Source organism: Curtobacterium flaccumfaciens (genome assembly GCF_004361695.1).
Lineage (GTDB): Bacteria > Actinomycetota > Actinomycetes > Actinomycetales > Microbacteriaceae > Curtobacterium > Curtobacterium flaccumfaciens_B.
In genome coordinates, this window is record NZ_SNVW01000007.1 from 102,850 (window position 1) to 129,261 (window position 26,412).

At 72.3% G+C, this 26,412-nt stretch carries 24 protein-coding genes; 18 read left to right on the forward strand and 6 right to left on the reverse strand.

Annotated features, from left to right (window positions below):
* The first annotated feature begins 42 nt into the window (after nucleotides 1–42).
* A complete protein-coding gene (locus tag EDF64_RS11420; RefSeq protein WP_133520110.1) occupies nucleotides 43–1,674 on the forward strand; it encodes a dolichyl-phosphate-mannose--protein mannosyltransferase in 1,632 nt (543 codons plus the stop codon).
* A gap of 67 nt (nucleotides 1,675–1,741) precedes the next feature.
* Here EDF64_RS11420 and EDF64_RS11425 read toward each other — a convergent pair whose 3' ends face one another.
* The gene (locus tag EDF64_RS11425) at nucleotides 1,742–2,398 is read right to left on the reverse strand and encodes a TetR/AcrR family transcriptional regulator (protein ID WP_166645700.1); all 657 of its coding nucleotides are present in this window, start codon (nucleotides 2,396–2,398) and stop codon (nucleotides 1,742–1,744) included.
* A 161-nt stretch (nucleotides 2,399–2,559) separates the two neighbouring features.
* On the opposite strand from EDF64_RS11425, the gene EDF64_RS11430 reads away from it, so the two are divergent.
* From EDF64_RS11430 to EDF64_RS11465, 8 genes are all read left to right on the forward strand, one after another.
* On the forward strand, nucleotides 2,560–4,101 hold the full coding sequence (locus EDF64_RS11430; RefSeq protein ID WP_133520112.1) for an MFS transporter: 1,542 nt from the start codon (nucleotides 2,560–2,562) through the stop codon (nucleotides 4,099–4,101).
* 404 nt (nucleotides 4,102–4,505) lie between these two features.
* On the forward strand, nucleotides 4,506–5,663 hold the full coding sequence (locus tag EDF64_RS11435) for a sulfurtransferase (protein WP_133520113.1): 1,158 nt from the start codon (nucleotides 4,506–4,508) through the stop codon (nucleotides 5,661–5,663).
* A 48-nt stretch (nucleotides 5,664–5,711) separates the two neighbouring features.
* Nucleotides 5,712–6,779 (forward strand): NAD-dependent epimerase/dehydratase family protein, encoded by a 1,068-nt coding sequence (locus EDF64_RS11440; protein WP_133520114.1) that lies wholly within the window; start codon nucleotides 5,712–5,714, stop codon nucleotides 6,777–6,779.
* Nucleotides 6,780–6,783: 4 nt separating this feature from the next.
* On the forward strand, nucleotides 6,784–7,314 hold the full coding sequence (locus tag EDF64_RS11445) for an AAA family ATPase (RefSeq protein WP_133520115.1): 531 nt from the start codon (nucleotides 6,784–6,786) through the stop codon (nucleotides 7,312–7,314).
* Nucleotides 7,315–7,393: 79 nt separating this feature from the next.
* Nucleotides 7,394–9,307, forward strand: a complete 1,914-nt coding sequence (locus EDF64_RS11450) for a thioredoxin domain-containing protein (protein ID WP_133520116.1) — start codon at nucleotides 7,394–7,396, stop codon at nucleotides 9,305–9,307.
* 34 nt (nucleotides 9,308–9,341) lie between these two features.
* A complete protein-coding gene (gene hrpA / locus EDF64_RS11455; RefSeq protein ID WP_133520117.1) occupies nucleotides 9,342–13,193 on the forward strand; it encodes an ATP-dependent RNA helicase HrpA in 3,852 nt (1,283 codons plus the stop codon).
* Nucleotides 13,194–13,212: 19 nt separating this feature from the next.
* Nucleotides 13,213–13,581, forward strand: a complete 369-nt coding sequence (locus tag EDF64_RS11460; protein ID WP_166645701.1) for a VOC family protein — start codon at nucleotides 13,213–13,215, stop codon at nucleotides 13,579–13,581.
* 1 nt (nucleotide 13,582) lies between these two features.
* On the forward strand, nucleotides 13,583–14,203 hold the full coding sequence (locus EDF64_RS11465; RefSeq protein ID WP_243736360.1) for an HAD family hydrolase: 621 nt from the start codon (nucleotides 13,583–13,585) through the stop codon (nucleotides 14,201–14,203).
* Here EDF64_RS11465 and EDF64_RS11470 read toward each other — a convergent pair.
* Nucleotides 14,196–14,747: a YbaK/EbsC family protein gene (locus EDF64_RS11470; protein ID WP_133520119.1), complete on the reverse strand. Its 552-nt coding sequence runs from the start codon at nucleotides 14,745–14,747 to the stop codon at nucleotides 14,196–14,198. The genes EDF64_RS11465 and EDF64_RS11470 overlap by 8 nt on opposite strands.
* Before the next feature lie 41 nt (nucleotides 14,748–14,788).
* Between EDF64_RS11470 and EDF64_RS11475 the strand changes: the two genes are divergently transcribed.
* Genes EDF64_RS11475 through EDF64_RS11490 form a run of 4 tightly spaced genes read left to right on the forward strand, consistent with a single transcriptional unit; the run spans nucleotide 14,789 to nucleotide 17,060 of the window.
* Nucleotides 14,789–15,484 (forward strand): maleylpyruvate isomerase family mycothiol-dependent enzyme, encoded by a 696-nt coding sequence (locus EDF64_RS11475; protein WP_133520120.1) that lies wholly within the window; start codon nucleotides 14,789–14,791, stop codon nucleotides 15,482–15,484.
* On the forward strand, nucleotides 15,484–16,137 hold the full coding sequence (locus tag EDF64_RS11480; protein ID WP_133520185.1) for a CatA-like O-acetyltransferase: 654 nt from the start codon (nucleotides 15,484–15,486) through the stop codon (nucleotides 16,135–16,137). Before EDF64_RS11475 ends, EDF64_RS11480 begins: the two co-directional genes overlap by 1 nt.
* Nucleotides 16,134–16,670, forward strand: coding sequence for a GNAT family N-acetyltransferase (locus EDF64_RS11485; protein ID WP_243736361.1), 537 nt, complete (start codon nucleotides 16,134–16,136; stop codon nucleotides 16,668–16,670). The genes EDF64_RS11480 and EDF64_RS11485 overlap by 4 nt, the downstream gene beginning before the upstream one ends.
* A 9-nt stretch (nucleotides 16,671–16,679) precedes the next feature.
* On the forward strand, nucleotides 16,680–17,060 hold the full coding sequence (locus EDF64_RS11490) for a VOC family protein (protein WP_133520121.1): 381 nt from the start codon (nucleotides 16,680–16,682) through the stop codon (nucleotides 17,058–17,060).
* A 56-nt stretch (nucleotides 17,061–17,116) separates the two neighbouring features.
* Here EDF64_RS11490 and EDF64_RS11495 read toward each other — a convergent pair whose 3' ends face one another.
* The 3 genes from EDF64_RS11495 to EDF64_RS11505 are packed head-to-tail and all read right to left on the reverse strand — an operon-like array spanning nucleotide 17,117 to nucleotide 20,704.
* Nucleotides 17,117–18,763 (reverse strand): hypothetical protein, encoded by a 1,647-nt coding sequence (locus EDF64_RS11495; RefSeq protein WP_133520122.1) that lies wholly within the window; start codon nucleotides 18,761–18,763, stop codon nucleotides 17,117–17,119.
* A gap of 4 nt (nucleotides 18,764–18,767) precedes the next feature.
* Complete coding sequence (locus tag EDF64_RS11500) at nucleotides 18,768–19,694, reverse strand: carbohydrate ABC transporter permease (RefSeq protein ID WP_133520123.1); 927 nt, start codon at nucleotides 19,692–19,694, stop codon at nucleotides 18,768–18,770.
* The gene (locus EDF64_RS11505; protein WP_243736362.1) at nucleotides 19,691–20,704 is read right to left on the reverse strand and encodes an ABC transporter permease; all 1,014 of its coding nucleotides are present in this window, start codon (nucleotides 20,702–20,704) and stop codon (nucleotides 19,691–19,693) included. The genes EDF64_RS11500 and EDF64_RS11505 overlap by 4 nt, the downstream gene beginning before the upstream one ends.
* Nucleotides 20,705–20,819: 115 nt before the next feature.
* On the opposite strand from EDF64_RS11505, the gene EDF64_RS11510 reads away from it, so the two are divergent.
* The 5 genes from EDF64_RS11510 to EDF64_RS11530 all read left to right on the forward strand — a co-directional run bounded on the left by EDF64_RS11510 (nucleotide 20,820) and on the right by EDF64_RS11530 (nucleotide 25,304).
* Nucleotides 20,820–21,842 carry a Gfo/Idh/MocA family protein gene (locus EDF64_RS11510; RefSeq protein WP_133520124.1) on the forward strand — a complete coding sequence of 341 codons (1,023 nt, stop codon included), beginning with the start codon at nucleotides 20,820–20,822 and terminating at the stop codon, nucleotides 21,840–21,842.
* Nucleotides 21,839–22,864, forward strand: coding sequence for a Gfo/Idh/MocA family protein (locus EDF64_RS11515; protein ID WP_133520125.1), 1,026 nt, complete (start codon nucleotides 21,839–21,841; stop codon nucleotides 22,862–22,864). Before EDF64_RS11510 ends, EDF64_RS11515 begins: the two co-directional genes overlap by 4 nt.
* A gap of 137 nt (nucleotides 22,865–23,001) precedes the next feature.
* Nucleotides 23,002–23,733, forward strand: a complete 732-nt coding sequence (locus tag EDF64_RS11520; protein ID WP_133520126.1) for a class I SAM-dependent methyltransferase — start codon at nucleotides 23,002–23,004, stop codon at nucleotides 23,731–23,733.
* A 93-nt stretch (nucleotides 23,734–23,826) separates the two neighbouring features.
* Nucleotides 23,827–24,834, forward strand: a complete 1,008-nt coding sequence (locus tag EDF64_RS11525; protein WP_133520127.1) for a LacI family DNA-binding transcriptional regulator — start codon at nucleotides 23,827–23,829, stop codon at nucleotides 24,832–24,834.
* An 83-nt stretch (nucleotides 24,835–24,917) separates the two neighbouring features.
* Nucleotides 24,918–25,304 carry a VOC family protein gene (locus EDF64_RS11530; RefSeq protein WP_133520128.1) on the forward strand — a complete coding sequence of 129 codons (387 nt, stop codon included), beginning with the start codon at nucleotides 24,918–24,920 and terminating at the stop codon, nucleotides 25,302–25,304.
* Nucleotides 25,305–25,413: 109 nt separating this feature from the next.
* On the opposite strand, the gene EDF64_RS11535 is transcribed toward EDF64_RS11530, so the two are convergent.
* The gene (locus tag EDF64_RS11535) at nucleotides 25,414–26,211 is read right to left on the reverse strand and encodes an esterase/lipase family protein (protein WP_347813187.1); all 798 of its coding nucleotides are present in this window, start codon (nucleotides 26,209–26,211) and stop codon (nucleotides 25,414–25,416) included.
* Nucleotides 26,212–26,412 lie beyond the last annotated feature (201 nt).

Sequence of the window (26,412 nt, forward strand, 5' to 3'; positions counted from 1 at the left end):
CGTCGCAGCGCGCCGCTCGCCCGCATCCGTAGGATGTGCGCGATGACCAGCGAGCTGACCGACGACCGCACCGCCGTCCCCGCGGGGCCGGTCGGCTCCCGCCTCGACGACTGGTGGGGACGCGTCCTGTCCGTGGGGTGGCGCGTCGCCGCCTGGCGCTGGGCGGGGCCGATCGCGGTGACCCTGCTGGCCGCGGTGCTGCGCCTGGTGAGCCTCGGGCACCCGCACTCGCTGGTGTTCGACGAGACGTACTACGTCAAGGACGGCTGGTCGATCGTGCACCTCGGGTACGAGAGCACCTGGCCGTCGAACCCGAACGACGACTCCCTGCCGACGACGGACCAGCGGTTCGCGGACGGGCAGACGGACATCTACACGAGTGCGGCCGAGTTCATCGCGCACCCGCCGCTCGGCAAGTACCTCATCGGCCTCGGGATGCTGCTGTTCGGCGCGGGCGACTCCTTCGGCTGGCGCTTCGCGGTCGCCGTGCTCGGCATCGCGACGGTGTTCCTCACCGCGGTGATCGCCCGGTCGCTGTTCCGCTCGACGCTGATCGGGACGCTCGCCGGGTTCTTCCTGGCCGTCGACGGGCAGGCGATCGTGATGTCCCGGGTGACGCTGCTCGACGGGATCCTGACGTTCTTCGTGGTCCTCGGGTTCGGCGCGCTGTTGCTCGACCGGCGGTGGACGGAGCGACGGCTCGACCGGTGGGTCGCCCGCCGGGCCGCGGCCGGGCGGGACACCCTGTGGGGGCCGGTGCTCTGGTGGCGACCCTGGTTGCTCGCGATGGGTCTCGCGCTCGGGCTCGCGACCGCCACGAAGTGGTCCGGCATGTACTTCCTCGCGTTCTTCGCGGTGTACTCCGTGCTGACCGACATGATGCTGCGGAAGCGCGCCGGGGTGGAGTTCTGGTCGTCGAGCGCGTGGCTGCAGCAGGGCCCCGTGTCGTTCCTGCTCACCGTGCCGATCGCTGCGGTCACCTACCTGGCGTCGTGGACCGGCTGGTTCGTCTCGAAGGACGGCTGGGACCGGAACTGGATCGTCTCCGGCGGGCAGCGTTGGACCGGTGTGCTGTCGTGGGTGCCGGACAGCGTGCAGAACTGGTGGCACTACCAGTCCGAGATCTACGGGTTCAACATCGGCCTGCACACGCCGCACTCGTACCAGGCGAACCCGCTGCTCTGGCTCGTCATGCAGCGGCCGACGTCGATGTACTACGTCGGCACGAACGCCGGCCAGGACGGCTGCACGTCGAACCGGTGCGGCGAGGCGATCACCGGCATCGCGAACCCGTTCATCTGGTACGCGGCGGTCATCGCGACCGTGGCACTGCTCGTGCTCTGGATCCTGCGGCGCCGGTGGGAGTACGCGTTCGTGCTGATGGGCGTCGCGGCGGGGTACCTGCCGTGGCTGCTGTACGTGAACCGGACGGTCTTCCAGTTCTACACGATCGCCTTCGAGCCCTTCATGGTGATGGCGCTGGCGGCCGCGATCGGGTTGGTGCTCGGGTCACGGACGGACCCACGGCCACGACGGACCCGCGCGGTCGTCTGGGTCGGCGTGTACCTCGGGGTCGTGGTGCTGGCGTCGGCGTACTGGTACCCCATGTGGACCGGCATCCAGATGCCGTGGGACTTCATCCGGTCCCACTACTGGGTGCCCAGCTGGCTGTAGCGGCTCCCCTGCTCCACTGCCTGGAGGCGCGGTGCCGGTCCGGCAGGTGCCCCCGCCGGTCAGGTGGTCACGACTGCGCGTGCAGCGCGCGCTCGATGGACTCGCGGTCGAGGGGCGAACCGAGCATCGGCGCCTCGGGATCCCCGGGCAGCACCCCCTCGACGACGAGCTCGGCGTAGCGGCGCCAGGCGTTCGGGTCGTGCTCGCGGGTGGCATCCGCGACGGCACCGACCATCGAGGTGAGCATCGGCAGGTCGCGGTAGTCGAACCCGGGCCGGACCACCCCGGCGGCGCGGGCACGACCGATGATCTCGGTCACCTGCGACTCGAGCCGGTCGCGCTCCTGCACGATCGACGGGCGGGACTTGCCGGCACGCACGATGGCGTCGGCGAGCGCACGGTCGCGTGCGCGGAACTCGAACACGCCCATCAGGTACACCCGGAGCGACTCGCGGGGATCGGTCTCGTCGGCAGCGCGGGCCGCGGCGTCGTTCATCGCCTCGAACTTGGTGGCGAGGAGCGCCTCGATCAGGGAGTCCTTGTCGGCGAACCGCCGGTAGACGGTCCCCACGCCGACCCCGGCCTCGTGCGCGATGTCGTTGAGCGTGACGGAGAGGCCGCGCTCCGCGAAGCACTTGCGTGCCGTCTGCAGGATCAGCTCGCGGTTGCGGGCGGCGTCGGCTCGGAGGGGGCGCTCGAGTTCAGCGGAGTCGGTGGTGCTCACGGGATCGAACGTAGTTGAACTTTCTGGGAATAAGTGGATGCGGTCCTTCCGTTTCGGTCTACACTGACCACAAGCGGATGCATCGCATCCGCTTGATTCCATCTCCCTGAGGACGCTCGACGGTGCGCGCTCCTCCCTCCACCTTCTCGAAGGAGGCTGCCGTGACGGCAGAACGAACCGTGCCGACCCCCACCGGGGCAGCACCCACGACTCCCGGCGCCACCCCCGCCAAGGCCAACCACCGTTGGATCGCCCTGGCGGTCATCGCCCTCGCACAGCTGATGGTCGTGCTCGACGCGACCATCGTGAACATCGCGCTGCCCTCCGCACAGGCGGACCTCGGCTTCGGCACCGACCAGCGGCAGTGGATCGTCACCGCGTACTCGCTCGCGTTCGGCTCCCTGCTCCTGCTCGGCGGCCGCCTCGGTGACCTCTTCGGTCGCAAGAACACCTTCATCATCGGGCTCGTCGGCTTCGCGGTCGCGTCGGTGCTCGGCGGCCTGGCGGACTCGTTCGGCCTGCTCGTCGCGGCCCGTGCCCTGCAGGGCGTGTTCGGCGCGCTGCTCGCCCCGTCCGCGCTCGGCATGCTCACCACGACCTTCCGCGACCCGAAGGAGCGCGGTCGCGCGTTCGGCATCTTCGGGTCCATCGCCGGCTCGGGTGCGGCCATCGGCCTGCTCCTCGGCGGCGTCCTCACCGAGTACGCCTCGTGGCGCTGGTGCCTCTACGTCAACGTCGTCTTCGCCGTGCTCGGCGTGATCGGCGCGCTCGTCTTCATGGAGAAGCCGCCGAAGGTCGACCGGCCGCGCATCGACGTGCTCGGGGTCGTCACGATCACGCTCGGCCTGGTCGGCGTCGTCTACGGATTCTCGAACGCCGAGACGAACGGCTGGGACTCCCCCGTCACGATCGCCATGCTCGCCGTGGGCGTCGTGCTGATCGCCGCGTTCGTCGTCATCGAGACCCGCGTCGCGCACCCGCTGCTCCCGCTCCGTGTCGTGCTCGACCGTGACCGCGGCGGGTCGTTCATCGCGATCGGCCTGGTGGCGATCGGCATGTTCGGCATCTTCCTGTTCCTGACCTACTACCTCGAGCAGACCCTCGGGTTCTCGTCGCTGCAGACCGGTCTGGCGTTCCTGCCGATGCCCCTGTCGATCATGATCTCGGCGACGCAGATCGGTGGGCGACTGCTGCCCCGCGTCGGCCCGAAGGTGCTCATCTTCGCCGGTGGCCTCGTCGCGGCGACCGGGCTGTTGCTGCTCCTGCGCACCGACCTCGACAGCTCGTACGCCGGCACCGTCCTGCCCGCGCTGATCGTCATCGGCCTCGGCATGGGGACGATCTTCTCGTCCGCGATGAACACCGCGACGACCGGGGTGGCCCGCGCCGACGCCGGCGTGGCCTCGGCGACGGTGAACACGATGCAGCAGATCGGTGGCTCGATCGGCACCGCGCTGCTGTCGACGATCTTCGCCGACGTCGTGAAGGACAGCCTCTCCGGGCTGTCGGCGGCGCCCACGAAGCTGCAGCAGGCGCAGGCGGTCCTCGACGGCTACCACGTGGCGTTCGGCATCTCGGCGGGCGTGCTCGTCCTGGTCGCCCTGGCCGGTGGGCTCCTCATCAACCGGCAGAAGGTCCGGCTCGACAAGCTCGCGCACGCCAGCGCCGCGGTGACCGGGAGCATCCCGACCGCCGCGCACTGACCTCCAGCGCAGTACGACACGGCCCGTCCCGGTCTCCGGGGCGGGCCGTTCGGCGTCCGGGCGGGGTCGCGCGCTCGGGTGCGCCGGCGGGTGTGGGTGCGGACGCGCCGGTGGGCACGGGTGCGGGTCGCGCGCTCGGGGTGCGCGCACGCCGAACGACTTCGTCGACGTCGTACGACAACGACGTCGTCGCTCCGTGCACACGCCGGCAGTTGCACGCGCCCGCGTGCGACACCGTGGACGTCGTACGACGTCCACGGTGTCGTCCGGTGTCGTCCGGAGTCGCCGCCCGGAGGTCCCACCTCGCGCGGCCGACCGAATCACGACGGACCGAACCGGGCCCGCGTTGCGCAGTGTGTCCGATTCCCTCGCAGACGTCAGGGGTCCCGTTTAGCCTGGGCGCCATGGCCCCCGTCCTGACCTCGCCGCTCGTGTCGACGCAGTGGCTCGCAGACCACCTCGGTGCTGACGAGCTCGTCGTGCTCGACGCCTCCGTGCACGCGGAGGGCACCGGTCTCGACACGATGTGGCACACCGCGCAGGACACCTACGAGCAGCGCGGCCACGTGCCCGGCGCCCGCTACGCCGACCTGGTCGAGGCGTTCTCCACGCCCCAGGCCGACGTGCCCTTCACCCGTCCCGGCGCCGAGCGGTTCGAGGCCGCCGCGCGCGACCTCGGCGTGACGAACACCTCGACGGTCGTGGTCTACGACGACAGCCTCGGCGAGTGGTCGGCGCGTCTGTGGTGGATCTTCCGGTCGTTCGGGTTCGACTCGGTCGCGGTCCTCGACGGCGGCTTCACGAAGTGGCGCGACGAGGGCCGTCCGGTCCGGGTGGGTGCCCTCCGGACCCCGGCGCGCCGGACGTCCGGCGCCCCGACCCCGACCGGCGGGACTCCGGCCGACGAGGCCCCGGCGGTCACGAACAAGGCCACGACCGCGACCAGCGGAACCCCGGCCGACGAGGCCCCGGCGGCCACGATGCCGGCCAGCGGGACCCCGGCCAACGGGTCCCCGGTCGACGAGACCCTGATCGACGGGACTCGTCCCGACACGGTCCCAGCAGGCGGGACACGTGCCGACAGGGCCCCGGCCGACAGGGCCTCGGCCACCGTGGCCCGGGTCGACTGCGCCCCTGCCGACGGGACCTCGGCGGCGAGCACCCCCACCGACGTCTTCCTCGCGGGCGAGGAGCGCCCGCTCTGGGCCGACCACGAGCGCGTCCGCCGTGCCGTCAGCGGCGAACAGCCCGCCTCCCTCGTGCTGGCGGCCCCGCAGTCCTCACTCGGCACCGAGCACCCGCCGGTCGTGCCGGGCAGCACCTCGATCGCGCTCGACACCATCGTCGACCCGAAGACGAACGCCTACCTGCGGGGGCCGGCACTCGCGGCCGCCTTCGCCGAGGTGATCGATGCCGAGGAGATCGTGACGTACTGCGGCGTGGGCAGCGCCGCGTGCGTCGACGCCCTGGCGCTGACGGTCCTCGGGCACGAGAAGGTCCGGGTCTACGACGGCTCCCTGCTCGACTGGTGGCGCCGCGAACCGGAGCCGCTCGCTTCCTGACGACGGATCGGCGCGTGCACGGGGCGCGCGCGCACTACCGTTGCACGCATGAGCACCAGACGCGCGGTCGTCCTCGGCGGTACCGGCGGGATCGGTTCGGCCGTCGCGCGTGCGCTCCTCGACGCCTCGGGCCGGGGTGGTGACGACTGGCAGGTCGAAGTGGTCGCCCGTCGTGGCGGCCCGGTGGCCGATGCCCTGACCGCTGCCGGCGCGACGTTCGTCCCCGGCGACCGGCGGGACACGAGCACGCTCCGCGAGCTCCTCCGCCCCGGGGCCGACCTGCTGGTGGACACCGTCGGGCTGACCCGCGACGACGCCGTCCAGCTCCGCCCGTTCCTCGACGACGTCGGCTCGACGGTGTTCGTGTCGTCGAAGGCCGTCTACGTCGACGAGCAGGGGCGGCACGCGAACTCCGTCGAGAAGCCGGTGTTCGGCGGTGCGGTCACCGAGCTGCAGCCCACCGTGACCGCGTCCGACGGTGACCCGACGAGCCGCGACGGCTACGGTGCCGCGAAGGTCGCCGCCGAGCAGGTCCTCCTCGACCACGGCGCCCCGGTCACGGTGCTCCGTCCGTCGAAGGTGTACGGCGTCGGCATCGGCCGGCCACGCGAGTGGTTCGTGGTCCGCCGGGTGCTCGACGACCGGGAGCGCATCCTGCTCGCGGACCGGGGTCGCGGGGTCGACCACACCACCGCGGCCAGCGGCATCGGATCGCTCGTCCGACTGCTCGCGGACAGCCCGGACCGTCGCATCCTCAACGTCGCCGACGAGACCGCGCCGTCCGTGCTCGAGATCGTCCGGACGATCGCCGGGCACCTCGACCACCCCTTCGACGAGGTCCTGCTCGACGAGGACGCCCCGGACTTCGTCGGCACCACGCCGTGGTCGTCGCCGTCCCCGTTCGTGCTCGACACGACGGCCGCGCGGGCGCTCGGCTGGCAGCCGCCGTCCTTCGCGACGGCAGTCGTCCCCGAGCTGGACTGGCTCGTCGAGACCGCGCACGCCGTCCCCGTCGACGGCGACGTCCCGTGGGCGGACGACCCGTTTTGGGACCGGATGTTCGACTACGGCCCGGAGGACGCCGCCCTCGCCCTGCTCTCGCTCGGCCTGGGCTGACGCCGTGCCCCGCTCCGAGGTCTTCTTCATCGGTGGGCGTTCCGGCGTGGGGAAGTCCACCGCGGCCGAGGCACTGCACGACCTGCTCGTGGCGGCCGACGTCCGGCACGCGGTGATCGAGGGCGACCTCCTCGACCTGGCGCACCCGGCTCCGCACGTCGAGCACCCGGAGGCGCACCTCGCGGAGCGGAACCTCGCCGCGATGTGGGCGGCGTACCGCGAGATCGGGCACCACCGGCTGGTCTACACGAACACCGTGTCGGTCCTCGAGCACGAGCGGCTCGCCCGCGCGATGGGCGACGACCCCGTGGTCACCGCGGTACTGCTCAGGGCCGGTGACGACGTGACGGCGGAACGGCTCGCTAGGCGAGCGGGCGGTGCGGTGCCGACAGCGCAGCTCGCGCACAGCACACGGACGGCCGGGAGGCTCGACGCGGCCACCGCGGACACGGTCACCAGGATCGACACGGACTCCACTGCCCCCGCCGACATCGCACGCCGGCTCGCGTCCCTGACCGGGTGGCTTCCCCGCTGAACCCTGTGGAGGGGGCCGATCCGTCCACAGCGGGCGCTCCCGACGCCCGCGCCCAGGCCGGACCGTGCACGCTGGAGCCATGAATGACAACCGACTCGGCGCCTCGGTCAGCCCCTACCTCCGCCAGCACGCCGGCAACCCGGTGGACTGGCGCGAGTGGGGCCCTGACGCCTTCGCCGAGGCACGGGAGCGCGACGTGCCCGTCCTGGTGTCGGTCGGGTACGCCACGTGCCACTGGTGCCACGTGATGGCGCGCGAGAGCTTCTCCGACCCCGAGGTCGGCGCGCTCCTGCGGCGGGACTTCGTCGCCGTGAAGGTCGACCGCGAGGAACGCCCCGACGTCGACGCCAGCCTGATGGCAGCGGCGAGCGCCTTCACGCAGCAGCTCGGTTGGCCGCTGACGACGTTCCTCACGCCGGACGGGCACGTGTTCTTCGCGGGCACGTACTTCCCGCCGTCACCGGTCGGGCAGGTGCCGTCGTTCCGGCAGATCACCGCGGCCGTCCTCGACGCCTGGACGGCGCGTCGGCACGAGGTCGACGCGAACGCGAGCGCCATCGCGACGGCGATCCGGCAGGGTGCCGAGGCGGACGCGTCCGCCCGCTCTGGTGGGGAGGGTGCCGGGGCCGAGCCGCGCCTCCCGGCCGCCGCGCGCATCCGGGCCGTCACCGACCAGCTGTCGCAGGCCGAGGACACCACCTTCGGTGGGTTCGGCGGTGCACCCAAGTTCCCGAGCGCGCCGCTGCTGGAGTTCCTCGCCGATGTGGCCGCAGACGGCGGCGACAGCGACAGCCGCGACGACAGCGGCGGCAGCGACGGCAGCGGCGACGGCGACGGCGACGGCAGTGTCGCGGCCGGCCTGCTCGACCGGTCCCTGCACGCGATCAGGCGTTCCGAGCTGACCGACGCCGACGGCGGCGTCTTCCGGTACGCGACCCGGCGCGACTGGACCGTCCCCCACTACGAGCGCATGCTCTACGACAACGCCGGGCTCCTCGCCGTCGCCGGCCCCGAGCAGGCGCGGGGCATCGCGGACTTCCTGCGCGACACGCTCCGCCGCGAGGACGGCGCGTTCGTCGCCGCCCAGGACAGCGAGTCGACGATCGACGGCCGACGTGTCGAGGGCGAGTGGTACCGGCTGCCGCTCGACGAGCGTGCGCGGCTCGACCCGCCGCCGCTCGACGACCAGGTCCTGACCGGCTGGAACGGGCTCGCGATCCGCGGGCTCGCCATCGCGGGGACCCGGCACGGCGACGACGAGATGATCGCGCTCGCACGCGGCGCAGCCGATGCGCTGCTCGCCAGCCACGTCGTCGACGGGCACGTGACGGTGCGGTCGAGCACGCCGCGCGGCGCGTCCGCGGCGCCGCCCACCATCGAGGACGTCGGGCTCCTCGCCGAGGGGCTGCTCGAGCTGGCGCTCGTGACCGGCGACGTCCGCGCCGCCGAGGTCGCACGCTCCCTGGTCGACGACGGCCTGGCCGAGCGGTTCGACGTCGACCCGGTGCTCGCCGCCGCCGGCACGGCCACGGGCGAGCAACCGCAGACCGCCCTGCGCTCGGGGACGGTGGCGCTGGCGTCGGCCGCGGCGACGCTCGCGGCACTCACCGGCGACGCGGCGTACCGGACCGCTGCCGCCCGGCTCGTCGCGGACCGCGCGGAGACCGGGACGGAGCGGCCGCTCGGGCACGCCGATGCCCTCGGGGTCGCCCTCGCGCTGCAGCGACCGTCGCGCGAGGTCGTCGTCGTGGCGTCCGACCCGTCGGACCCGCTCCGGACGGCGGCGCGGGCCGCACGTCGGCCGGGCACGGTCGTCGCCCTGGTCACGCCGGCGCAGGCGTCCGAGTGGGCCGCGGCGGGCTTCGAGCTGTTCGAGGCACGCGACTCCGCGGACCCCGCGGGCTACGTCTGCCACGACCGGGTCTGCGCGCTCCCAGCCCGAACCAGTGACGAACTCACCACGCAGCTCGGCGTCGCTGCCGATCGCGGCTGAGCAGGACTGCGCGCGGCTGTAAGCTGGAATGCTCATGTCGACCACGCCCGTCATCACGTACCCGCCCGAACTGCCGGTCTCGCAGCGGCGGGACGACATCGCGGCCGCCATCCGTGACAACCAGGTCGTGATCGTGGCCGGCGCCACGGGCTCCGGCAAGACCACGCAGCTGCCGAAGATCGCGCTCGAGCTCGGTCGGAAGAGCATCGGGCACACGCAGCCGCGCCGGATCGCCGCGCGCACCATCGCCGAGCGCGTGTCCGAGGAGCTCGGCGGCGAGCTGGGCGGACTGGTCGGCTACCAGGTGCGCTTCACCGACCGGGTGAGCTCGGACACCCGCATCAAGGTGATGACGGACGGCATCCTGCTCAACGAGATCCACTTCGACCGCGACCTGAAGCGCTACGACACGATCATCATCGACGAGGCGCACGAGCGGTCCCTCACGATCGACTTCCTGCTCGGGTACCTCAAGCGGCTGCTGGCCCGTCGCCCCGACCTCAAGCTGATCATCACGAGTGCGACGATCGACCCGGAGTCGTTCTCGAAGCACTTCGGCGACGCCCCGATCATCGAGGTCTCCGGGCGCACCTACCCGGTGGAGATCCGGTACCGGCCGCTGGTGGCCGAGGACGCCGGCGACGAGGGCGACGTCGACGACGAGTCCGACTCGCGCACCGGCGACAGCGGCAGCAACGCCGACGACCGGGACACCATGCAGGGCATCACCGACGCCCTCGACGAACTCGCGCGTGAGGACCCGGGCGACGTCCTCGTGTTCCTGTCCGGCGAGAACGAGATCCGCGACGCGCAGGACGCCATCGAGGGCAAGCACTACCCGGGCACCGAGGTCCTGCCCCTGTACGGCCGACTGTCCGCCGCCGACCAGCACCGGGTCTTCAAGCGACGGCACACCCCGGGCATCCGCCGGCGGGTGATCCTCGCGACGAACGTCGCCGAGACCTCCCTGACCGTCCCCGGGATCAAGTACGTCATCGACGTCGGGACCGCCCGCATCTCGCGGTACTCGCCGCGGGCGAAGGTGCAGCGGCTCCCCATCGAGGCGGTCTCGCAGGCGAGCGCGAACCAGCGTTCCGGGCGCGCGGGCCGCACGAGCGCGGGCATCGCGATCCGCCTGTACTCGGAGGACGACTTCGATCGCCGTCCGGAGTTCACCGACCCCGAGATCCTCCGCACGAACCTCGCCGCCGTGATCCTGCAGATGATCTCGCTCGGGTTCGGCGACATCGAGTCGTTCCCGTTCCTGCAGCCGCCGGACTCCCGCGGTGTGAAGGACGGCCTCGACCTGCTCCGCGAGCTCCGCGCGGTGGACAAGGGCGGCCAGATCACGACGACCGGCAAGCAGCTCACGCGCCTGCCGATCGACCCGCGCCTCGGGCGGATGGTGCTCGAGGCCGGACGGCAGGGCGTCGGGCGCGAGGTCATCGCGATCGTCAGCGCCCTGAGCATCCAGGACCCCCGCGAACGACCCCTCGAGAAGCGTGCGCACGCCGACCAGCTGCACGCCCGCTTCGCCGACCCGACGAGCGACTTCCTCACCCTGCTCAACCTCTGGAACCACATCGAGGACAAGCAGGAAGAGCTGTCGTCGAGCGCATTCCGGCGGCTCTGCAAGGCCGAGTTCCTCAACTACCTGCGCATCCGCGAGTGGCAGGACCTGTACCGGCAGCTGTCCCGCGCCGCGAAGCAGGTCGACGTCCGGGTCGGGCAGTCCCGCAGCGAGGACGGCGACGCCGTGCACCGTTCGCTCCTCGCCGGGCTCCTCAGCCAGATCGGGCTGCGCGACCGCGAGAAGCGCGACTACCTCGGCTCGCGGAACACCCGCTTCGTGGTGTTCCCGGGCAGTGTCCTGGCGAAGAAGCAGCCCGACGCGGTGATGGCCGCCGAACTGGTCGAGACGAGCCGGCTGTTCGCCCGCACCGTCGGCCGGATCGACCCGACGTGGGTGGAGCCCCTCGCCGGCGACCTGCTCAAGCGCACCTACGGCGAGCCGCACTGGGAGAAGAAGCAGGGCGCGGTCGTCGCCTACGAGCGGGTCACGCTGTTCGGCGTCCCGATCGTGCAGCGCCGCCGCGTGCAGTACGCCCGGATCGACCCGGTGCACTCCCGCGAGCTCTTCATCCGGCACGCCCTCGTCGAGGGTGAGTGGGAGTCGCAGCAGGCCTTCGACCGTGCGAACCGTCGGCTCCGCAAGGAGCTCGAACAGCTCGAGGAGCGCACCCGCCGCCGCGACATCCTGCTCGACGACGAGAAGGTCTACGAGTTCTACGACGCCCGGATCCCCGCCGACGTGGCGACGATGCGCGACTTCGAGGGCTGGTGGCGGACGACCCGTCGCGAGCAACCGGACCTGCTCACGATGCGCCGGTCGGACCTGCTCGACGAGTCCGCCGCCGAAGCCGCCGAGGACGACGTCGAGTACCCGACGCAGTGGCGGAGCGGCGACCAGCGACTGGCGATCAAGTACCGCTTCGAACCGGGCGCGCAGGACGACGGCGTCAGCGTCCAGGTCCCACTCGCCCTGCTCCCCCGGATGCGCGAGGAGGGCTTCGACTGGCAGGTGCGCGGCCTCCGGAAGGAACTCGTCACCGCCCTCATCAAGTCGCTGCCGAAGCAGATCCGCAAGAACGTCGTCCCCGCGGCGGACTGGGCGGAGAAGATCGTCGCCGAACTGCCGGACGACGCCCCGACCGAGCCCACCGAGTCGTTCCGCGCGACCCTCGCCAAGGCCATCCAGCGGATGACCTACGTGCAGGTCTCCGAGTCCGACTTCGACCTGTCCCGCGTCCCCGCGCACCTGTTGCCGACGTGGGCCGTCGTCGACGAGCGCGGTCGCCGGGTCGAGACCGGCAAGGACCTGTCCGCCCTGCAGACCAAGCTGCAGGACCGGACCAGGGAGAGCGTCGCCTCCGCCACGGTGCGGGCTGCCGGCCGGCCTGGAGGCGCGGCTCGCGTCGCGTCCGCCGGTGGCGGTCGGCAGGTGGAACGGTCCGGCCTGACCGCGTGGCCGTCCGACGATCTGCCGCAGGTCCTCGACACGAAGCAGGCCGGCGGTGTGATCCGCGCCTACCCCGCACTCGTGGAAGAGGGCGACGGCCCCAAGGCGACGGTCGGCGTGCAGCTCCTCGCCACCCCGGCCGACCGTGCCGTGCGCATGCCCGCCGGTGTCCGTCGCCTCGTCATGCACGCCGTGCCGTCGCCCGTCTCGTACATCCAGTCGCACCTGACCGCGCAGGAGAAGCTCGCGCTCGCCGCCAGCCCCTACCCGTCGACGGCTGCACTGTTCGACGACGTCCTCGCCGCGGTCGTCGACGCGGGCATCCGCCGCCAGCACCCGGACGGGCTCGTCTTCACGAAGGCGGCGTTCGAGGCCGTGCGCGACACCGTGTCCTCGACCGTCGTGGACACGATGTTCACCGCGGTGTCCGAGGTCGCCGCGGTCCTCGCCGCCCACCGCGCGGCCGAACGGTCCCTCAAGCAGGCGAACTCCATGTCCCTCCTGCCGGCACTGACCGACATGCGCCAGCAGATGGAACGGCTCGTGTTCCCCGGGTTCGTGTCGGTGGCGGGGCTCGACCGGCTCCGGCGTATCCGCGTGTACCTGCAGGGCGTCGACGCGCGCGTGCAGAAGCTGCTGCAGAACCCCGGGCGCGACGCCACGTGGATGCGCGAGGTCACCGTCGCGACCGACCGCTACGTCGACGCGGGCGGCACCTTCCCGCCCGCGGTGGGAGCGCACCCGGAGCTCGTGCACGCTCGGTGGATGCTCGAGGAGTTCCGCCTCAGCCTCTTCGCGCAGGAGCTCGGCACGGCCGAGACGGTGTCGCTGCAGCGCATCACGAAGGCACTGACGGCCGCGCGCTGATCGGGCTACTGTGTCGGCCATGATCGGCACACTCGACGTCGTCGTCCTGGACTGCCCGGACCCGCGAGCCCTCGCCCGCTTCTACGCCGAACTGCTCGGCGGGGAGATCGTCGGCTTCGACGAGGACTGGGCCGAGGTCGCTCTCCCCTTCACCGACCACCGTCCGATCCTGGCGTTCCAGCAGGTGGCGGACTACCGGAAGCCCGAGTGGCCGGGGCAGGACGTCCCGCAGCAGAGCCACCTCGACGTCAAGGTCGACGACCTCGACGCCGGCGAGACCGCGGTGCTGGCGATCGGCGCGACGGCGACCGGTTCGGGGACCGACACCTTCCGCGTCTACCTCGACCCGGCTGGCCACCCGTTCTGCCTCATCCGCCCGAACGACTGAGGTGTCGACCTCTGACGTGCCGTCCACTGGAGCGATCCGTGCGGTCGTGTTCGACCTGGACGGTGTGATCCGGCACTTCGACCCGGCGCACGTCGCCGCGATCGAACGCGACCACGCGCTGCCGCCGGGATCGATCGAGTCGTTCGCCTTCACGCCACCGGTGATCGACGACGTCACCACGGGTCGGATCACCCGCGCGGACTGGGTCCGGGCGATCGGCGACCACATCGGCAGCCGAGGTGCGGCCGAGGCGTGGGGACGCCAGCCGTTCGCGCCGGATCCCGACGTCCTCGCGCTCATCGACGAACTCCACGCCGCCGGGTACACCACCGCCGTGCTGACGAACGGCACCGATGGCGTGCCCGCCGAGATCGCGACGTTCGGCCTGCCGGAGCGCGTCGACGCCGTCTTCAGCTCGCACGAGATCGGCGTCACGAAGCCCGACGTCCGTGCGTTCCAGCACGTGCTCGACGCCCTCGGGGTCGACGGCGCAGAGGCCTTCTTCACCGACGACTCCGCGGCCAAGCTGACGGGTGCGGTGGCGCTCGGGATGACGGTGCACCACTACACCGGGGTCGAGGGCCTCCGCTCGGCGCTCGTGGCGCGCGGCGTGCTCAGCTGAGCGGTTCCGGTTCGGTCGCGAGGCCGTCGACCACGGTCACGGTCGGCAGCGCGCCCAGGACGGCACCCGGCAGGAACAGCTTCGCGCCTCGGCGACCGGCGCCGATCACGACGTCTGGGGCGCGCAGCACGCGCTCGTCGACGTACACCGGCCACGACGCGGGCAGGCCGATCAGGGTGATGCCGCCGTACTCCATGCCGGTCAGCGCGACGGCCGCATCCATCGGCGCGAAGCTCGCCTTCCGCACGTCGAGGAGCTTCTTCACGACACGGTTCACGTCGAGCTTCGTGGAGGCGAGGACCACGCAGGCGGCGTAGCGGACCTCGTCGCCGCGCTTGCCCGCGACGACGATGCAGTTCGCGCCGCCCTCGAGCGGGAAGCCGTAGGCATCGGAGAACGCGGCCGTGTCCGCCAGATCGGGGTCGATCGGTGCGGCCTCGATGCGTGTCAGCACGTCGCTCGGCAGCACGGCGAGGGCCTCCGCGACGGAAACGGCAACCAATCCGGTGGCGGCGAGGGCGGGGACTCGTTCGAGCGTCGGCATGGCTCCACCCTAGGCAGCGCGACCCCGACCACTCTGGAGCCATGTCCGTGTACGACGCTCACACCGCCCTGCTCGAGACCTCCGCGTCCGAGCTCGCCGAGGTCCTCCGCAGGTCCGATCCGACGACCGCGATCCCGAGCTGCCCCGGATGGACGATGACGGACCTGGGCGAGCACGTGTCCGACATCCACCGGTGGGTGCTCGGGCAGCTCACCGGTGCCGAGCCGGCCCCCGCGGCGGACGGGACGGACCTCTCGGAACGCTTCGCCACTGGGGCAGACGCCCTGGTGGCCGCGCTCCGCGAGCGCCGCCCCGATGACGTGTGCCCCGCGATCTACCCACCGGACACGGCCGCGACCTGGGCACGGCGGCAGCTGCACGAGACCTCGATCCACCTGTGGGACGCGCAGGACGCCGTCGGGACCGCGCCGCGCCTCCAGGCACACGTCGCCGCCGACGGTGTCCGCGAGGTCCTCGAGGACCTGTACCCACGGCAGGTCCGGCTCGGTCGCGCCGAGCCGCTCGCGGCGACGGTCGAGGTCACGTTCTCCGATGCGTCCGGCGCGGCCACGCTCACCGGGACCGACGGCGGCACCCCGGCGGTCCGCGTGACCGGGCCCGCCGAGGACCTCGTGCTCGCCCTCTGGGGCCGCCGCCGGTTCGACGCGGACGCTCTGACGATCGAGGGTGACCGCGCGGCCCTCGACGCGGCCGTGGCGACGAAACTGGTGCCGTGATGGAACTCCGACCGATCGACGTGACGCAGTGGCCCCGCCGCGAGCACTTCGAGCACTACCGCGACCGGGTGCCGTGCACGTGGGAGATGACCGTCGAACTCGACGTCACCGACTTCGCCGAGACGGTGCGCGCGACGGACCGGCGGACCTACGCGTCGCAGATCTGGGCGATCGCGAGCGTGGTGAACCGGCACGCCGAGTTCCGGATGCAGCTGCTCGACGATGGGTCGCCCGCGGTCTGGGACGTGGTGCACCCGATGTTCACGGTGTTCCATCCCGACACCGAGACCTTCTCCGTCCTGGTCGTCCCGTACGACGAGGACCCCGCCCGGTTCCACGCGGCCGCCGTCGCGACGATGGAGCGGTACCGGGACGACCACCGGATGTTCCCGCAGGAGGACCGCCCGAGGAACGTGTTCGACATCTCGACGCTGCCGGGGACGTCGTTCACCGGGTTCGCGTTGCACGTGCGGGACGGCTGGGACCACCTCCTTCCGATCTTCACGATCGGTCGGTACCGGTTCGTGGAGGGGCGCACGATCATGCCCCTCGTCGTGCAGGTGAACCACGCGGTCGCCGACGGGTTCCACGGGTCGCGGCTCGTCGACGAGCTCCAGACGGTGTTCGCCGAGGCGGGATGGCTCCGGAGGTGAGCGGGGGGATCACCGTCCGACCGGCCGTTCCGAGCGACGCGGCGGCGATGGCGCGGGTGCACGTCGCCTCGTGGCGGTCGACCTACCGCGGGCTGATGCCGGACGCGATGCTGGACGACCCGGGGTTCTGGGCCCGCCGCGAGGGGTTCTGGACGACGGCGCTGACCGACGAACGCTTCGCCACGAACCGGGTCGCGGTGGCCGACGACGACGGCGAAGTGATCGGGATCGCGATGTCCGGACCGGTCGCGAACGCCGAGTCCGAGGTGCGGCACCTGTACGTCCTGTACCTGCTCGACGGGCACCACGGATCCGGAGCGGGGAGTGCCCTGCTCGACGCGGTGCTCGAGCCGTCGGACCCCGCCGCGCTGTGGGTGGCCGACCCGAACCCGCGGGCGCAGGCGTTCTACCGGAAGCACGGGTTCGTGTTCGACGGCACCGAGCAGGTCGACGGCGGCGTCCGTGAGCGCCGCATGGTCCGGCCCGCCGGGCGGCAGGATCCCACGGCTCCGGAGGGCGCAGCCTCGGAGTAGAACGGCCGCATGGTGAACGCCGTCGTGCACGTCGAGTTGATCGGCCCCGAGCCGGAGCGGCTCCGCGCCTTCTACGCCGCACTGTTCGGCTGGGACTCCCCCGCCGGAGCGCCGGTCGCCGACGCGATCTCGGCGCCGTCCTCGTACTCGTTCATCGACCCCGTGGACGGTGCGGGCCCGGTGGCGGGCGGCATAGGCGGCGGACCCGGGTTCGCCGCGCACGCGGTGTTCTCCGTCGGGGTCGACGACGTCCCGACGGCGCTGCAGCAGGCCGAGGAGCTCGGTGGCACGGTCGTGCTGTCGCCGCAGCGGAACGAGGGCGGCGGGGTCACCGTCGGCCACTTCCGCGATCCCGCCGGCAACCTGGTCGGGGTGGCCGGCCCCGTCTGACGGACTGGAGGCGCGGTGCCAGCCCGTACCGCGCCTCCCGTCCGAGGACCCGACGCTCAGGCGGCGCGCGCCTCGAGCGCCTGCTCGTACTCCCGCCGGATGGCGTCGCCGCCCCGGCGGCGCCAGTCGCGGGCCGTCGCCTTCCAGGACGACACCTTCGCCCGGCCGAGCAGCACGTCGTTGATCGCGTTCGTCGCGAACGTGCCGAGTGCCGGGCCCTTCGTCGAGTTGGTCGGCGAGTACAGGCCGTAGACCGGGTTCGGCTGCCCCTCGTCGAGCCACGACGCGAGCGACTCGTACACCGTGTCCGTCATCGCCGCGTTGCCGGCGTAGTAGAGCGGCAGCGGGCACTCGGTGAAGTACTGCAGCGGGAACTCGCCGAGGGCGGTCTCGCTGTTGCCGGTCTTCGTGAGCACGGGAGCGCCGTCGCGGTACTCGAAGTCGCGGCCCTCGATGCCGAACTTGCGGTAGGTCCACGCCTCGGTGCCGAAGGGCGACGCGCACCAGTTGAGGACCTCGAGGAGCATCCGGACCCGCGACTCGGATCCGGCGGCGACCGAGGCGATCGTGTTGTTCGGATCGCCGAGCCACGGCTTCGCCGCCGCGCCGGACGGCCCGACGAACGGCGCGATCGTCAGCTCGAACCCGCTGCCGGGTGTGGCCTGCTGCAGGAGCCCCGGGATGGCGCTGTACGTGTCGGACAGCATGAGCGCGGAGCCCTGTACGAACCAGACCTTGCCGTTGTAGGCGGTGATGCTGTCCGGGTGGACGAGGTCCTCGGCGACGAGCCTGCGGGACACGTCGAGCAGTTCCACCCACTCCTCGAGCTCGTACATGTGGGTGAGCCGCCCGCCCTCCTGCTGCCACTGGTTCGGCAGCCCGAGCATCGGCGCGAGGATGTTCGTCGGCACCGACGCCAGCGCCCACCGGTTCGCGTGCGGGTCGGACACCTGCCGGCACAGCTGCGCGAACTCGTCGACGGTCGAGAACGCCGGGTCGACGCCGAGCCGCTCGAACACGTCTTGCCGACGGTGCAGCGCCTGCGAGGTGAGCGGGCCGCGGGGCACCGGCACGCCGTAGATGCCGCCGGAGAACACGGTGCCACGCCACGACGCGGTCGGCAGGTTCGCCAGGTACGGGTAGTCCCGCACGCCGCTGCCGGACAGGTAGGGGCTGAGGTCGGCGGCCTTCGCCTCGAGGAACTGCGGCAGGTACGAGAACGCCCCGTTGATGGTGAACACGTCGCCGAGGGTGTCGCCGGCGACCTGCGTGGCGAACTTGTTGCCGAAGTCCGCGTTCGGGGTGATCGTCAGGTCGAGGTCGATCCCCATCCGTTCGTCGAGGCCCTGCCAGTACGGGTTGCTGCCCTTCGAGGGCGGGATGGGCGAGTTGGTCGGGACGCTGCCGTGCACCGTGGAGCCGTCGCCGGGCTTGCCGGCCGTGGGCACGAGGCGGTCCGGGATCGTCCGGAAGGCGCTCGGCATGAGTGCGCTCGTCTTCGGCAGGACCGGTTCCGGTCCGCCGGTCCACGGGACGTAGTCCGGCAGCTGCACGGCCTTGTTGATCGCCTTCACGTCGGTCGACCGGGTGACGGTGGAGCAGCTGGCCAGGAGGCCCGTGGCTGCGACCCCGAGACCGCCCGCGATGAGTGCGCGGCGGCTGAAGGGCGTCGCCAGACCCTGGGATGTCGTGTTGCGGTGCATGGGTTCAGCCCTTCACGGCGCCGGTCAGGACACCCTTGGCGAAGTGCCGCTGCAGGAACGGGTAGACGATGAGGATCGGCACGATCGAGACGACGAGGATCGCCATCTGGATCGACGCCTGCGGGGGCAGCGCGTCCGAGGACGTGCCGAGGTCGGCGCCGCCGAACTGCGCGTTGTTGATCACGTACGTGCGGAGCACGAGCTGCAGCGGCCACTTGGCGGTGTCGTTGATGTAGAGCAGCGCGTTGAAGAACGCGTTCCAGTACCCGACGGCGTAGAACAGGCCGATCACGGCGAGGACGGCCTTCGACAGCGGGAGCACGATCCGCCAGAACACCGCGAAGTCGCCGGCACCGTCGATGCGTGCGGACTCGATGAGCTCCTTCGGGATCGCCATGAAGAACGACCGCATCACGATGACGTTGAACGCGCTGAGGGCCGTCGGCAGGATGAGCGCCCAGTACGAGTCGAGCAGGCCGAACTGCTTCACGACGAGGTAGTTCGGGATGAGCCCGGGGGCGAACAGCAGGCTGACCAGGACGAGGCTCAGCACGAAGCCCGACCCGTAGGACCCCGGGCGGCTCAGCGCGTAGGCGAGCATCGCGCTCACGAACAGGCTGATGAGCGTGCCGACGGCGGTGATCCCGATGCTGACGACCATCGCCCGGGTGACGACACCGCCAGCGAAGATGCTCTCGTAGGCGCCGAGGTCCAGGCCCTTCGGCCACATCACGAACCCGCCAGCGTCGTTCACCTGGGCGACCGGCGCGAGGCTCGTCGACACGATCCCGACGAACGGCAGGATCACGACGAGGCAGATCACGAGCAGGACGAACCCGGTGAGCAGGCGTCCGGGCAGCGGTGGCGCGTCGAGGCCGCCGCGCTTCCGCTTCTTCGAGCCGGCGACGGTCATCGTGTGCGTGGCGGTCATCGCGACTCCTTCTGGTAGACGCCCGCTTCACCGAAGACGTGCGCGAGCTTGTTGGCGCCGAGGACGAGCAGGACGCCGACGACGCCCTTCACGAGCCCCACCGCGGCGGCGACGCCCCACTGCCCGCCGAGCACGCCGTTGTTGTAGACGTAGGTGTCGAGGACCTCGCTCGCGGCGCGGCCGACGGCCTGCTGCTGGAGGAGGATCTGCTCGAACCCGACGGTCAGGGAGTCCCCGAGCCGCAGGATGAGCAGCAGGATGATGATGCCCCGCATGCCGGGCAGGGTGACGTGCCACAGCTGCCGCCAGCGGGAGGCGCCGTCCATCTTCGCCGCCTCGTACAGGCTCGCGTCGATCGAGCTGAGGACCGCGAGGAACAGGATCGTCGCCCACCCGGTGTCCTTCCAGATCACCTGGCTGGTGAGCAGCGCGACGAACCCGTGCGGGTTGCCGAGGAAGTCGATCGCGTTGCCGCCCGCGGCCCGGATCGCGTTGTTCACGAGCCCGGAGCCGCCGAGGATCTGCTGGAAGACCGCGACGACGATCACCCACGACAGGAAGTGCGGCAGGTACAGGATCGACTGCACGATGCCCTTGATCCGCTCGGACAGCAGCGAGTTGAGCATGATCGCGAGGATGATCGGCGCGGGGAACACGAACACGACCTGCACGAGCGTGATGACCAGCGTGTTCCGCAGGGCGCCGAGGAACTCCGGGTCGCCGTTGAACACGATGGCGAAGTTGTCGAAGCCGACCCACGGGCTCCGGCCGAGCGGGACGAACGGCAGGTACTCCTGGAACGCGATGAGGTTCCCGAGGAGCGGCAGGTAGTGGAACGCCAACAGCAGCGCGACGCCGGGCAGCCCCATCAGGAGCAGCACCTTGTCGCGTCGGATCCGCTGCCACCTGCTGTGCCGACGCAGCCCCGGGTCGGGCGGCGGTGCGGCCCCCGGGTCGTGGTGTGCAGCGGTCCGCGTGCGGTTCGTCGCACGGTCGTCGAGCTTCGTCACTCGCTGGCCCCCTCCGTTGGATTCCTGGAGTGACCCTCGCGTTCATGGCAACCGTGCGGCAACCCGTTGCCAAACGTTTCCATCGTTGTAACGGTCCACCTCCTACGCTGGCACCATGACGCTGCAGTCGACACCCCGCCCGCGCAGACGGATCGGTCTCGTCGGAGCGGGCGGCATCGCCGTCGCCCACGTGCCCGGGCTGCTCCGCCTCGGCGACGTCGTGGTCCACTCGCAGGAGGGCGCGCGAGCCCTGGCCGACGCCTTCGCGGAGGAGGCAGCGGCCGTCGGCAGCACGATCACGGTCGCCGACACCCTCGACGAGCTGCTCGCCGCCGTCGACGTGGTGGACGTCGTCGTCCCCACCCCGGCGCACGCCACGGTGGTGCGGGCAGCGCTCGCCGCCGGCAAGCACGTCGTGTCGGAGAAGCCCCTCGCCCGCACCGTCGCGGACGCCACCGACCTCGTCGCCCGCGCCGCCGACGCCGGGCTGCAGCTCTACCCGGCGCACGTCGTCCGGTGGTTCCCCGCCTACGCACGGCTGCACGAGGCCGTCACCGCGGGCGTCCTCGGCGACCTCGCCGTCCTGCGGTTCTCGCGGTCGGGCGCGTTCCCGACCCGCGTCGCGTGGTTCGGCGACCGCGCCCAGTCCGGCGGGATCGTGATGGACCAGATGATCCACGACATCGACGCCGCACGCTGGATCGCGGGCGAGGTCGTCCGCGTGTCCGCCGTGTCCGTCCGCACCGGGGACGACGAACACCCGGTCGAGGCCGCGCACGTGCTCCTCACCCACGCCTCCGGTGCGATCAGCCACGTCGCCGGACTCTGGGGACCGCAACACCTCGCGTTCTCGACCGAGTACTCGGTGACCGGGACGCTCGGCAGCCTGACGCACTCGTCCCTCGCCGAGGAGGCCACCCGCGGCGACCTCGCGGTGCCGACCGCCACGGACGGGTTCCTGCCGTCGGTCGACCCCGCTGAGGACCCGTACGCGCTCGAGCTCGCGGACTTCGTCGCCGCGTTCGACGGCGGACCGCTCCCCCGCGTCACCGCCGAGGACGGCGCCGTCGCGGTCCGGATCGCGACCGCCGCGCTCGAGTCCATCGAGTCCGGCCAGCCCGTGGAGGTCGCACCGTGACGCTCCGGATCGGCGTGCTGTCGTTCGCCCACACGCACGCCGTCGGGTACCTGGCCGCGCTCGCCGCGATGCCCGACGTCGAGGTGCGCGGCGCCGATCCCGACGGGGTGTCCACCGGCACCGCGGTGGGCGAGCTGCGGGGCGCCGACCTCGCCGCCGCGCTCGGCGTCGGGTACGCGGACACGTACGACGAACTGCTCGCGTGGGCCCCGGACGCCGTGGTCGTCACGAGCGAGAACGCCCGGCACCGGGAACTCGTCGAGCTCGCCGCCGCGGCCGGCGCCCACGTGCTCTGCGAGAAGCCCCTGGCGACCACCTGGCAGGACGGGCTGGCGATGCGGGACGCCGTCGACCGCGCCGGCGTCGTGCTGATGATGGCGTTCCCGGTGCGGTTCGCCTCGGCGTTCGACCGGCTGCGCGCCACCCACGACTCGGGAGCCCTCGGCACCGTCTTCTCGGTGCGCGGGGCGAACACCGGCATGCTCCCGCGCACCCGCGACTGGTTCACCGACCCGTCGATGAGCGGCGGCGGGGCCCTCGTCGACCACGTCGTGCACATCGCCGACCTGCTGGACGGCCTCACCGGAGCCGCCCCGGTGTCCGTCACCGCGGTGGCGAACCGGGTGCTGCACGCCGACCGGGCACGCGCGGAGACCGCCGGGCTCGTGACCGTGACGTACGACTCCGGGATGGTCGCCGCGATCGACTGCTCGTGGAGCCGGCCGGACACCTCGCCGGTCTGGGGCGGGCTGACCCTCGACGTGGCAGGCACGGGCGGCACCGTGTCGGTGGACTTCTTCGGGGCCGCGGCACGGGGACTCCACGCGGTGGACGGCCGGCCGATCGAGCTGCGGTACGGAGCCGACCCCGACGTGGCGATGCTCCGCGCGTTCCTCGACGCGGTGCGGTCCGGCGTGCGGCCCCAGCCGGACGTCGGTGTCGGGCTCCGGACGCTGTCCGTCGTGCTCGCGGCGCAGGAGTCGGTGCGGACCGGACGGACGGTCGCCGTCCCGACGACCTGACCCACGGGGGCGGCCCCGCCGCGGACCGTCCCGCAGGTCGGCCTGGAGGCGCGTGGCGGCGCCGCCACGCGCCTCCAGGATCGGAGTCTGTACCGTTCCGAACCGCACACGCGGGGGTTCTCGGGCAGGGTGGGAGCATGACCTTCGAGCAGCACGCGCAGTCGTTCGGGGCGGCGGCCGACGCCTACGAACGGGGACGACCCGGGTACCCGCCGGCCGCAGTCGAGTGGCTCCTGCCGGACGACGCCGGACTCGTGGTCGACGTCGGAGCGGGCACCGGCAAGTTCACGCGCTCCCTGGTCGGACACGCGAACGAAGTCGTCGCCGTCGAGCCGGACGCGGCGATGCGCGAGCGCTTCGCCACCGCACTGCCCGACGTGCGGGTGCTCGACGGCACGGGCGAGGCGATCCCGCTGGACGACGGGTCCGCCGACGCCGTGACCTTCGCGCAGGCCTGGCACTGGGTCGACCCCGAACGCGGAGCGGCCGAGGTGGCACGGGTCCTCCGGCCGGGCGGCGTGCTCGGCCTGGTCTGGAACGTGCGCGACGAGACCCGGCCCTGGTCGGCACGGCTCGGCGCGCTCATGAAGCAGCCGGAGTCGCGGGTGATGGACTACGGCGCACCCGTGGTCGGCGCCCCGTTCACCGACGGCGGGTACGAGCGGTTCCGGTGGGTGCACGAGCAGGAGCGCTCGGCGTTCCTCGACATGGTCGCCTCGCGGAGCTACGTCATCGTGCGACCGGCCGACGAGCGGGTCGCGCTGCTCGGGGCCGTCCAGCGGTTGCTCGACCAGGACCCGGACACCGCCGGCCGGGACACCGTGCCCGTGGAGTACACGACGTACGTGCACCGGTACGTCCGGCCCTGACGCGGCGACGGCGCCGGCGCTGGCGCTCCGCCGTGCCTGCGCCCCCGGGCCAGCTCCCCGTGCCCGCTCCCGCGTGCGCGCTACGCTCGTCCGGTGCGCGCAACCGTGCGGGACGTGGCCGCCCTCGCCGGGGTGTCGCCGAAGACCGTCTCCAACGTCATCAACGGCGGCGTCGTGGTGCGCCCCGAGACCCGGGAGCGGGTCGAGCAGGCCCTCGCCGAACTCGACTACGTACCGAACCTGTCCGCCCGCGGGCTGCGGAACGGCCGGTCGGGCGCGATCGCGCTGACGCTGCCCGAGATGGCGAGCGCGTACTCCGCCGAACTCGCGCAGTGGTTCGTGGAGCTCGCCCGCGAACGCGGATGGACCGTGCAACTCGACCAGACCGGCAACGACCCCGCTCGTGAGCGCGACCTGGTCTCCCGCGCGCGGGCGCACCTCGTCGACGGGCTGATCCTCAACCCGGTGTCCCTCAGCGCGAGCGTCCTCGCCTCGACGGAGGGCCTGCCGCCGACGGTCGTCATCGGCGAGGTCGAGCCCGAGCACGTCGACCAGGTGCACGTCGACAGCCGAGCTGCGGCCGAACAGGTCACCGCGTACCTGGTGGAACGGGGCCACCGTCGGATCGCGATCGTCGGTGCCGCGCGTGCCACGGCCCCGACGGCCACGAGCGAGCTGCGGGAGCGCGGGTACGTCGCTGCGCTCACCGCTGCGGGCATCGCTCCCGACCCGGCGTTGCGCGTGCCCCTCGCCGGATGGACCACGAGCGAGGCCGCCTCGGCGTTCGCGGCCTGGCTCGACGAGCACCCGCTGCCCGACGCCGTGTTCGCGTTCACCGACTCGATCGCGTTCGGCGTGCTGCACGTCCTGGCGGCGCGGGGCGTCCGGGTGCCGGAGCAGGTGAGCGTGATCGGGTTCGACGACGTCGACGGTGCCGCGTACGCGATCCCGGCGCTCAGCACGGTGTCGTTCGATCGTCGGGCGTTCGCGACCGCGGCCCTCGACCTGCTCACCCGTCGCATCGAAGACCGCGATGCTCCGCCGGAGACCGTCGTGATCCCGCACCGCATCGTCGAGCGCGCGAGCGTCGCCCCGCGCTGAGGCGTGGCGCACCTCGTACCGTGCGACGACGGCGCGCACCACCGTGCGAGGTCGCGCACCGCGCCCGGCGTACGCTCCGCCGCATGACCTCCGCCGACCCGTCGATGCCGACGCTCACCGCCACCGTGCTGCAGTCCCCGGACGCCATCGCCCTGGCCCGCTTCTACGGCGCGCTCACCGGGTGGACCGTCCACGAGGACGACCCGACCTGGGCCCGCGTCCGCCCCGACGACGGCCCGGGGCTCTCCGTGCAGTACGAACCGGCGTACGTCGCGCCGACGTGGCCGGGGACGACGGACGCTCCGGGCATGCAGCTGCACCTCGACTTCCAAGTGGAGGACCTGCCCGCCGCGGTCGCCCGGGCCGAGCGACTCGGTGCCCGCCAGGCGGAGTACCAGCCGCAGGAGGACGTGCGGGTACTGCTCGACCCCGACGGGCACCCGTTCTGCCTGTTCCTGCCGGGCGCCTGAGCCGTCCGGCACCCCGGCGCTCGCCCGCGCCGCGCCGAGTTTCGCGCGCGCTACCCCGAGTTTCGCGCTGAGCGACACCTCTCGGGCTGTCCTGCGCGAGAAGTGTCGCTCAGGCCGAATCCCTGGCCGCCGCGCCGGGCCCGCCGGACGAGTCCGCCGCACCGGGCCCGCCCGGGCCGCCGTCCGCGGCAGCCAGCACCGCCTCGCGGGTCCGCGCATCGCCGAGGATCCGGAAGTGCCCGCCGACCGGCACCCGCACGTTCGTGGCCCCGGCGAGCGCGCTGCCCTCCGGGATCAGCGTGTCGAACACCCCGAACACAGACGTGATCCGCGTGTTCGCGTCGAGTTCCCGCGCCAGCCCGGACAGCACCGGGTCCGCCGCCCGGAACGCCCGCAGGTGCCGCACCGGCGCGAGTCGCGCGTAGCCGGACCCCGCGAACGGCGTCGACACCGCCACCATCCGGTCGATCCGCCCGTGGTCGTCGAGCCGCGCCATCGCGTACTTGCCGATCAGGCCGCCCTTGCTGTGCGCCACGAGCAGCACGTCCCGGAGGTCGTGTTCCTCGAGGTACGCCAGCACCTCCTGCGCCGACTCGGGCACGGGGCGCAGGTTGTGCCGCAGCACCGGCAGGACGTGCACCGGGTGCCCACGGTCGTGCAGGGCGTCCATCAGCGGACGCATGAAGTGCCAGGTCTCGTAGACGCCCGGCACCACGACGACGGGCTGGCCGTCGCCGGTCCGGTAGTCGTCGGCGGTCGTCGGTCCGAAGCTCCGCAGCTGCCACCGGGCCGCGTACCACCAGTCGAGTGCGGCCCACCATCCGCGACGCACCAGCGAGATCCGGACTGGAGGCGCGGTGCGGCCCGTGCGCGTCGGCCCGGCTCCGGACGTGGTCGCCTCCGTCATCGCGCTCCGTCGCGGGTCCGGGCGTCCTCGCGGAGCCGTCCGGCACGGGCACCGGTGTGCGGGCGCACGGGCAGGCCGTCGACCGAGACCATCCCCACGTTCGCGCGCACGAGCCGAGAGTACGCGGCACGTCCTGCACGCTCGCGCCGGCTCCACAGTCGCACGTCAGCGTCGTCATCACCCGCTGATAGGGAACCGGTG

Excerpts from the sequence above, each read along its gene's own strand:
- EDF64_RS11520 (WP_133520126.1), top strand. The coding sequence starts at position 23,002 with ATGACCTTCGAGCAGCACGCGCAGTCGTTCGGGGCGGCGGCCGACGCC.
- EDF64_RS11470 (WP_133520119.1), bottom strand. The coding sequence starts at position 14,747 with ATGCCGACGCTCGAACGAGTCCCCGCCCTCGCCGCCACCGGATTGGTT.
- EDF64_RS11440 (WP_133520114.1), top strand. The coding sequence starts at position 5,712 with ATGAGCACCAGACGCGCGGTCGTCCTCGGCGGTACCGGCGGGATCGGT.
- EDF64_RS11420 (WP_133520110.1), top strand. The coding sequence starts at position 43 with ATGACCAGCGAGCTGACCGACGACCGCACCGCCGTCCCCGCGGGGCCG.
- EDF64_RS11490 (WP_133520121.1), top strand. The coding sequence starts at position 16,680 with ATGGTGAACGCCGTCGTGCACGTCGAGTTGATCGGCCCCGAGCCGGAG.
- EDF64_RS11460 (WP_166645701.1), top strand. The coding sequence starts at position 13,213 with ATGATCGGCACACTCGACGTCGTCGTCCTGGACTGCCCGGACCCGCGA.
- EDF64_RS11530 (WP_133520128.1), top strand. The coding sequence starts at position 24,918 with ATGACCTCCGCCGACCCGTCGATGCCGACGCTCACCGCCACCGTGCTG.
- EDF64_RS11435 (WP_133520113.1), top strand. The coding sequence starts at position 4,506 with ATGGCCCCCGTCCTGACCTCGCCGCTCGTGTCGACGCAGTGGCTCGCA.
- EDF64_RS11495 (WP_133520122.1), bottom strand. The coding sequence starts at position 18,763 with ATGCACCGCAACACGACATCCCAGGGTCTGGCGACGCCCTTCAGCCGC.
- EDF64_RS11500 (WP_133520123.1), bottom strand. The coding sequence starts at position 19,694 with ATGACCGCCACGCACACGATGACCGTCGCCGGCTCGAAGAAGCGGAAG.
- hrpA (WP_133520117.1), top strand. The coding sequence starts at position 9,342 with ATGTCGACCACGCCCGTCATCACGTACCCGCCCGAACTGCCGGTCTCG.
- EDF64_RS11535 (WP_347813187.1), bottom strand. The coding sequence starts at position 26,211 with ATGACGGAGGCGACCACGTCCGGAGCCGGGCCGACGCGCACGGGCCGC.
- EDF64_RS11510 (WP_133520124.1), top strand. The coding sequence starts at position 20,820 with ATGACGCTGCAGTCGACACCCCGCCCGCGCAGACGGATCGGTCTCGTC.
- EDF64_RS11450 (WP_133520116.1), top strand. The coding sequence starts at position 7,394 with ATGAATGACAACCGACTCGGCGCCTCGGTCAGCCCCTACCTCCGCCAG.
- EDF64_RS11480 (WP_133520185.1), top strand. The coding sequence starts at position 15,484 with ATGGAACTCCGACCGATCGACGTGACGCAGTGGCCCCGCCGCGAGCAC.
- EDF64_RS11475 (WP_133520120.1), top strand. The coding sequence starts at position 14,789 with ATGTCCGTGTACGACGCTCACACCGCCCTGCTCGAGACCTCCGCGTCC.